The sequence below is a fragment of the Pseudoalteromonas sp. MelDa3 genome (assembly GCF_002863625.1).
Classification (GTDB): Bacteria; Pseudomonadota; Gammaproteobacteria; order Enterobacterales; family Alteromonadaceae; genus Pseudoalteromonas; species Pseudoalteromonas arctica.
Window position 1 is genome coordinate 1 of sequence record NZ_PJBR01000256.1, and the last position, 7453, is coordinate 7453.

8 protein-coding genes are annotated in these 7453 nt (G+C 36.8%); 1 reads left to right on the forward strand and 7 read right to left on the reverse strand.

The features are described 5' to 3' along the window. Window positions 1-8: 8 nt before the first annotated feature. The 5 genes from CXF89_RS20785 to CXF89_RS20805 form a co-directional block, all read right to left on the reverse strand. A complete protein-coding gene (locus CXF89_RS20785) occupies window positions 9-947 on the reverse strand; it encodes a LysR family transcriptional regulator (protein ID WP_002961484.1) in 939 nt (312 codons plus the stop codon). Between the two features lie 16 nt (window positions 948-963). Next, on the reverse strand, window positions 964-2682 hold the full coding sequence (gene aceK, locus CXF89_RS20790) for a bifunctional isocitrate dehydrogenase kinase/phosphatase (RefSeq protein WP_007585698.1): 1719 nt from the start codon (window positions 2680-2682) through the stop codon (window positions 964-966). Window positions 2683-2785: 103 nt separating this feature from the next. Beyond that, entirely contained in the window at window positions 2786-3268 is a 483-nt protein-coding gene (locus CXF89_RS20795) for a DUF4124 domain-containing protein (RefSeq protein ID WP_121955649.1), read from the reverse strand. Between the two features lie 91 nt (window positions 3269-3359). Beyond that, the gene (locus CXF89_RS20800) at window positions 3360-4856 is read right to left on the reverse strand and encodes a DUF3413 domain-containing protein (RefSeq protein ID WP_007585701.1); all 1497 of its coding nucleotides are present in this window, start codon (window positions 4854-4856) and stop codon (window positions 3360-3362) included. A 5-nt stretch (window positions 4857-4861) separates the two neighbouring features. Beyond that, on the reverse strand, window positions 4862-5074 hold the full coding sequence (locus tag CXF89_RS20805) for a YejL family protein (RefSeq protein ID WP_007375276.1): 213 nt from the start codon (window positions 5072-5074) through the stop codon (window positions 4862-4864). Window positions 5075-5136: 62 nt separating this feature from the next. On the opposite strand from CXF89_RS20805, the gene yejK reads away from it, so the two are divergent. Beyond that, window positions 5137-6153 carry a nucleoid-associated protein YejK gene (gene yejK, locus CXF89_RS20810; protein ID WP_121955650.1) on the forward strand — a complete coding sequence of 339 codons (1017 nt, stop codon included), beginning with the start codon at window positions 5137-5139 and terminating at the stop codon, window positions 6151-6153. Window positions 6154-6224: 71 nt separating this feature from the next. On the opposite strand, the gene CXF89_RS20815 is transcribed toward yejK, so the two are convergent. Together CXF89_RS20815 and CXF89_RS20820 are read right to left on the reverse strand one after the other, a co-directional pair. Further along, entirely contained in the window at window positions 6225-6875 is a 651-nt protein-coding gene (locus tag CXF89_RS20815; RefSeq protein WP_121955651.1) for a DUF4124 domain-containing protein, read from the reverse strand. A 15-nt stretch (window positions 6876-6890) separates the two neighbouring features. After that, a partial coding sequence (locus CXF89_RS20820) for a DUF4124 domain-containing protein (protein WP_145990862.1) occupies window positions 6891-7453 on the reverse strand: 563 nt, incomplete at its 5' end.

Genomic DNA, 7453 nt, shown 5'->3' on the forward strand with positions numbered 1-7453 from the left:
TAATAAAGTTATTTTAGCTCTTCAGCTACTTCAGCTACTTTTTGGCGTAACCAGATATGGCTCGCATCGCGATGTAACAGTGGGCTCCAAATCATATCAAGCTCAAAAGGAGGAATTGGAAACGGTGGCTCTAAAATTTTAAGCCCCGGATCATCTAAGTATATATTTGCGGCTTTTGAAGGAAGGGTCGCAATCAAATTTTTCTCTTTAGCTAAATGAATCGCTACATGGTAGTTACGCGTAAAAGTGGCAATGTTACGATGTTTACCAAAGTGGGCAAGTGCTTCGTCAACCCAACCAAGTTTTTGCACATCTTTAGGGTCCATGCCCACGCCTACACCAAAACCTGTTTTACTCACCCATATATGGCGCGCTTTTAAGTAGCTGTCGAGGCTAAAGTTTTCAATAATAGGGTTGTCGGCCTTAACTAAGCAGCAAAAACTGTCTTTCCAAATACGTTTATGATGAAAAGACTGAGGTAAGTTTTCAAAACGGTTGATTGCCATATCTACTTTACCGTTTTCTACGTCATGAAAGGTTACATCACTTGGTGTGAGTATATCTAAAGTAGTATCGGGGGCTTCTTCGTGTAGTTTACTTAAGAGCTTTGGCGCTAACGTACTTGCAGCGTAATCACTGGCCATTATTCTAAATACACGTTTACTCTGGCTTGCCTCAAATTCTCTATTAGGTGCTAGGGTTTCTTCAAGCGTCATTAATATGCCACGAATAACGGGTTGTAACTCTAAAGCGCGCTCTGTCGGGACCATACCATCGCTGGTACGAACTAAAATAGGGTCGTTAAATAAGTTACGAAGACGTTTAAGGCCATTACTCATTGCGGGCTGCGTAATACTCAATTGATTAGCAGCGCGTGTTACGTTGCATTCTCGAAGCAATGTATCGAGATAAACGAGTAAATTTAAATCTATTTTACTTATATTCATTGTGTGTCCTTTGCGTCTACCAGTGATGGATAAATCGCTGTGCTGTCGGGTAAGGGTAAATATGACTTACCTGCCCATTTTTTATATTTTGTTGCGCCTGCTTCCAAAAGCTAACATCTATAAGCTCTGGATGAGTGCTGAGAAAAAACTTTTTATACATAGGATTAGGCATTACAAATGTACATAACTGCTCTGGGAATACATCTTGTGGTGCAACAGAGTAACTTTGTTCATCCATTAAATAATCGTCGTAGCTCTTTGCTTTTGGTAATGCTCTAAAGTTCATATCTGTTAGGTATTGAACTTCATCGTAATCGTAAAAAATAATACGTTTGTGCTTACTTACACCAAAGTTTTTTAAGAGCATATCGCCAGGAAATATATTAACGGCAATCATTTCTTTTAGAGCTTGCCCGTATTCTTCAATCGCGTCTGCGGCACTTTCTTCATCAGCATTTTCTAAAAATAAATTGAGTGGTGTCATGCGCCGTTCAATATATAAATGCTTGATGATCAACCATTCGCCTTCAATTACCATTGATGAGCCAATTGTTTTATGTAATTGCGCAAGTAAATTACTATCAAAACGCGCCAAAGGAAATACGACGTTAGAATACTCTATGGTATCGGCCATTCTGCCAACGCGATCATGGTTTTTTACTAGTTGATAACGCTTTAATACGGTATCACGGCCGAAGGGCTTACTTTCACCAAATTTGTCTTTTATTACTTTAAAAACATAACCAAATGAGGGAAGGGTAAATACCATCATCACCATACCGGGAGTACCCGGTGCAATTGTAAACTCATCACTAGAGTGAGATAAGTGATTTAAAAACTCTCGATAAAACTCAGTTTTACCCTGCTTATGAAAACCCACTGCGTTATAGAGCTCAGCAAGTGTTTTGTTTGGCATAAGCTGATTCAAAAACCGGACAAGTGCTGAAGGTGCATGAGTCTCTACCATAAAGTAGGCACGGGCAAAGCCAAAAATGACACGCATTTGAGATGATTTAGTTAAAAGTGCATCTAAATATAATCCGTTATCTTCATCGTGTAACACGGCGATTATAAAAGGCTGAACCCCACTTTTTGAAACAACACGACCAACAATATAAGCTGCTTTATTACGATAAAAAGGTGTGTGTAAAATATCAAAGCGCATTTGCCAAGGTTGATGATGTGTATCGGGGGCTTGTTTATAAAATGCTTTAACAAGAAGGCGAATATCACGCTCTAAATTTACAAATGGGGCTTTAAAATCAAAATGATTAATAATGCGCTTTATTGTTGGCTTTAGGCCATCAACTACTGGAAAGTATGTCCTATATTCGGCCTCAACAGGTACTGAAGGAGCATCTTTCAAAGTTGCTTCTACAAATATAAAGTCATTATGAAAATAGCGCCTATGGTACAGCCGGCAAAATACAGAGTTATAAAAGGTTTCGGCGAGTTCTGCTTGAGGGTGGAAACATAAAAAATGCTGATATATCTTTTTAACTTCGAGCCATAGGCTTTCATCTAATTGCTCTGTTGGGGTTTCTTTTTTTAGCGCTTGTGTGGTTTCGTTAACACGATCATCATAATAGCTGATACGCAAACGGCTGATATCATTAATTGCTTGCCAATCTTTTTTTGCAAAGGCGAGAGGGGCTTTGGCCGTTGTTTTTTGAAATAGCTGATAGTGCCTTTTAAAACCCGTTAAAATTAATTCAGCAATATGGCGAGGCTGCATTTGCACTCCTTAATAGTCCCTAGAGCTTATACTCTATTGTGTTAAGGGTATGTTATTTTAAGTTTAAAACCAAGATAAATATTACTTGCTAATTAAGAGTGATTTATTTGTATTGAGCTATCTTTTTTTCGAGAATTTTAATTTGTTTAGTAATAATCAATACATCTTTTTTGTACTCTTTATTAATTATTTTTAATTTTTTAGTAATGTCTTTGGTAATACGCTTTTTATCATCAATGGCTAGAATATGATTTAACCGTTCTTGTTGTTTATATTCAGCACGCTGCTTGTTACGATCAAGTATTGTTAGTTTGTTGTTATTACTGCGAAGCTCTGCCTGTAAACCTGACAGGAGTCTTTCACGTTCAAGCTCATTTAGTTGTTTAGTGTAATCAACTTGAGGACCTGAATACTGATTACCCGTTGTGTTAACTTTATAAGTCGTTGCTTCGTCGTCACAGGGAAGTTGAGAAAAAACTGTGCCTTTTTCTGTTACGCATTTGTAGTAAGTGGTATCGCTAAAGCTAAAAAAACTGGCAAGTAAAAAGCTAGAGTGGAGGATGATATAACGAAGAATTTTAAACATGTATGCCGTCCTTGATTTTTATATTTTTTAGTAAAACAATATAAAACTATAACCTAGCTTGGTGGTATAGCAAGCTAGGTTAGGATAACGGCTATTGAGTGAAGGTTTTAAGCTTTTTAATACTCTGTACTAAAAATGGTATATCTAAACCTTGTTCAATAGAAAACCCCTCAGCGGCAGAGATGTTTTTAAAGTTACCATCTGAATCTATTAAGGTAATCCTATCTTTTTTATAGGCTATAACAACACCCTGAGAGTAGTTAACGCCCATATCATCTTTTTTCTTGTATAAATTAACGCCCAGCATTGTTTGCTTAGCAATGGCTTTACAATTTAAATATTGGCCAACACTTGTTGCAATTAAATCGCTAGGTTGAATAAGTCCATCTACTTTAGAAATACGTTTGTCGGAGCTATATAAAGTTGATGTTGTTACTACTTCTTGCTTGTTATTGGCAAGACTAAAAGCAAAAACCTGTGTTTTATCATCTCGTACAACGGCGTTATCGCTACTTTTAATAACTCTAATTGCGCTAGAACTATGTGCTTGATCATTTATAAAACTAAGTTCTTCCACGCCGGTTACTTCAATGCTGCGGCGCTGACTTTGCCATGCGGGAAGAGTTTGATCTCTTAAAATTGCTGCTTTATAAAAAGCTGGCAAACCATACACTAAGCTAAATAGCATATCGTCGTGATTAGTTGGCTGTAAAAACTGCTCTGTTTTGTGTAAGTTTTTATTATCGGCAACAAATTTAGCGAGTTGTTGCTGGGTTTCAAATACAAAAATATCTACATTGGCTTGTGTGTAATCTTCACACTTATCAAGCGGGCTCGGCATTTGATAACTAATATTTTGGTTATTAATTTTTACGTTATGTGCTTGCTTATAGCTTTCTATATCAAGCAGGTCATTTTTAGCCAATAAACTTTTAGCGGTAGTAGGGTATGAAAGTGGTAGTACATTATCTTGCTTCGTTACGTCAAAGTTTAAATTTGCGTCAGCCCAAATATGAATACTGTGACTAAGTGAAAAACACACTATTAAAAATGAAATTGCGTAACGTGCAAATTTATATTGTTTTAAGCGCTCAAGGTGTTGCCATGTGTAATTACTCACAAGTAGCTGAAAGCCTAAAATAAGTAATACAATCCCACTGGCTAAAATGGTTGTTAAAGCAGGTGAACTGGTTAAACGATGCCACAGTAGAGAAATAATCTCAGGTAAGGCAGATATACTTAGATGATAACCCAAATTAACATACACATAAGCATCAAGGGTAAGCAGTGAAGCGCCTAGTGTGGCTATAACAGCCGCCATGCCTCGTATATGTCGTGGGTAGGGGAATATTAAACTAAGCGGAAATACCGTCAGCACAAACGCTAAAAAGGCGATAAAACTAGTGTGGCTTAACCACGTTACTAGCATATAAGTAATGCCCATAAAGCTTGTTGGTGGCGAGTCGGCAAATAAGTAGCTTAAGCTAATAAATAGCGCCAAGCCAATATTGGCAAAAGTAAACCAATGGCCCCAGCTTAATAGCTGACTCGCTTTTGATGAAAACTGATTGTGCTGCGATAAATTCATAGAGTTTATTTAACCGACTGTGATAGAGCTTTTGCAAAGTTCTCAGTTACGGCTTGTCTTTTCCCTGTTGGTACATGCTCTTTTAAGATATGCGTGATAGAATTTCCTAAACACATAAGGCTTAAATCTACCGGCGCATTGTGTTTAGTTAGCACATCAATAAGCTGATCGACGATTTGTTCTACTTCTTCATTAGAGTATTTTGATAAGATTGGCATCAGTTGGTTCAATAAAATAGTTATATTCTCGTATTTTAACACTAGAGGCGTGAAAAACAAAGATGACAACAGACGTTAAAAAATTAGTCGTTCATTATGTAGACAAAAAAGACGACGATACGCAAATTCACCTTCGAAATGATGAGATGGTAATTAACGATAAAGTAGCCGTTTTTATCGAACAATTACATCATGCATATAATGGTAAGCCAGGTAAAGGTTACTGTGCTTTCAGTGGTGATAAAAACAGCGTTGTAGCATCTGCAATGCAAAGCTACCGTAACGATGAGCTAGGCTTTTGGCATATGACCGAGCAAGCCTCAACGGTTTTAAAAGAAGAGCTTGATAAGTATGCATTTAGTGAAACAGGCTATTTAGTATTTTGTCATTATCAGTATGTTGCTACCGATTACATGTTAATTGCGATGATTAACATTAAAGAGCATTATTCTATGACGTCTGAGCTTGATTTAGCGGCTTCTCGCCATTTAGACATATCTCGCATGCAACTCGCTGCTCGTATCGATTTAACAGCGTGGGATACGCAAGCAGAAGATAATCGTTATATTTCGTTTATCAAAGGACGTGCGGGTCGTAAAGTTGCTGACTTTTTCTTAGACTTTTTAGGCTGTGAAGAGGGTATTGATTCAAAACAGCAAAGCCAAGTAATGCTTAGCGCAGTAGAGGATTATTTATCAGAGCAACAGTTTGATAAATCAGAAAAAGACGATTTACGTAAACAAGTATTTGATTACTGTAATGATTGCGTAACCACAGGCGAAGATGCAAGTGTGAGCGATCTATCTGCAACACTTACAAAAGGCGATGACAGCCCGTTTGATAGTTTTTGCAAAGAGCAAAGCTATGACTTGGAAGAAACTTTCCCCGTTGATAAGAAAACCGTAACCAGTATGGTTAAGTTTTCAGGCCTTGGTGGGGGTGTAAGTGTAAGTTTTGAACGTAAACACTTAGGTGAGCGCGTAACGTACAACGAAGCAACCGATACACTAGTGATTAAAGGCATTCCGCCAAACTTAAAAGATCAGTTGCAACGTTTTATGGAAAATGAAAAAGAGTAGTGTTTAAGTACCTAAATTAAAAGAAAAAGCCGTGTTATAACGCGGCTTTATTAATTAGATAACGATAATAACTATTTGTTCGTCTTACAAGTGATTTTCAAACCAATAATTGAACTTTTCGGGTTAAAGTCAGATCGAGCATGACAGGCGAAATTACGATGAGTCCATCTCCAATTACCTCTTCCATAGCGAAGAGTGTTCTCAGTCTGGTCTTCTAATCCCATCTCTATCATTCGTTTATTGATATCAGAAAAAGTAGCATTGAAAAAGCCATTGTTATCAGTTCTAGAAGAAAAATCTTTTGTGTATATTTTCCCTTGGTAAATAATTTCACCCAAACCATTAATAAATCTTGCTGTCACACTATGAATAGGAACAGTTGAGTATTGATAACGACTCGGTGCTAAAAAGGAATGTTCAAAGTTGAAGCTTTTTTTAGGAGTTATATATTGCTGTTCAATTAAGTCTAAATTTAATAACACTATTTGGTTCCAACCCACATAGTTTAGGGCTTCTTTAATAGAATTAACCTCTTTTGGAGTCTTGTTAATTATTGGACTTTGCGAAGTGCTGTTGTTCTGTTGAGGATTGCCTGATTCATCACCTTGCTCACAAGGGATATCGGTAAACGATACTTTGCCCAGTTCGTCTTCACACTTGTATACTTTTGCTTGTAAAACGAAACTTGAAAATAAAAGTATCGTGAACATAATTTTGATCATATCAATCCTTGGTTATTATAGTGAATTTATTTTTTTTTGAATGAGTTCCATATAGCGTAAATGGACTTGGATCTCACATTTATTTTCAGCTATCTGGTCCAGCGAGTTATCAATGGCATATTTAATTGATTCATTTTTTTTATAGTACTCTTGTTGTTTTTCAAGGTGAGTTTGTAACCTCTGGTTTTCTTTTTTTAATTTTTCTTTAGTATTTTCGTGCATTCTTAACCCTACTAGGGCTTTTCTTTTTGGAGTGTCAGAATCATGGTATTTTGAACGAGTAATGCCTTGAAATATATTCCCTTTATATGCAATAAGCTTATTACAGCTGAGCCTAGCTCCTGTTCCTTTAATTATTACTTCAGAGCCCGGAATATGTTCTTCAGGCTCATCTTCAAAGCCATGAATACGGTTATTAGTTTTAACTACAACTTTTTGTACAGTAGGTGTAGATTCAATTCCTTCAACTACTTCAACTACTTCTGCTCTTTGATCTGTTGGGACATCTGAGAAATGACGTACACCATTTTTATCGACCCAACTGTAAACTTGTTGTGAACTGGCTGTCGCTGAAAATA

What these genes read in the sequence shown, in the direction of transcription:
- CXF89_RS20785 (WP_002961484.1), bottom strand. Translation starts at nt 947, where the DNA reads ATGAATATAAGTAAAATAGATTTAAATTTACTCGTTTATCTCGATACA.
- aceK (WP_007585698.1), bottom strand. Translation starts at nt 2,682, where the DNA reads ATGCAGCCTCGCCATATTGCTGAATTAATTTTAACGGGTTTTAAAAGG.
- CXF89_RS20795 (WP_121955649.1), bottom strand. Translation starts at nt 3,268, where the DNA reads ATGTTTAAAATTCTTCGTTATATCATCCTCCACTCTAGCTTTTTACTT.
- CXF89_RS20800 (WP_007585701.1), bottom strand. Translation starts at nt 4,856, where the DNA reads ATGAATTTATCGCAGCACAATCAGTTTTCATCAAAAGCGAGTCAGCTA.
- CXF89_RS20805 (WP_007375276.1), bottom strand. Translation starts at nt 5,074, where the DNA reads ATGCCAATCTTATCAAAATACTCTAATGAAGAAGTAGAACAAATCGTC.
- yejK (WP_121955650.1), top strand. Translation starts at nt 5,137, where the DNA reads ATGACAACAGACGTTAAAAAATTAGTCGTTCATTATGTAGACAAAAAA.
- CXF89_RS20815 (WP_121955651.1), bottom strand. Translation starts at nt 6,875, where the DNA reads ATGATCAAAATTATGTTCACGATACTTTTATTTTCAAGTTTCGTTTTA.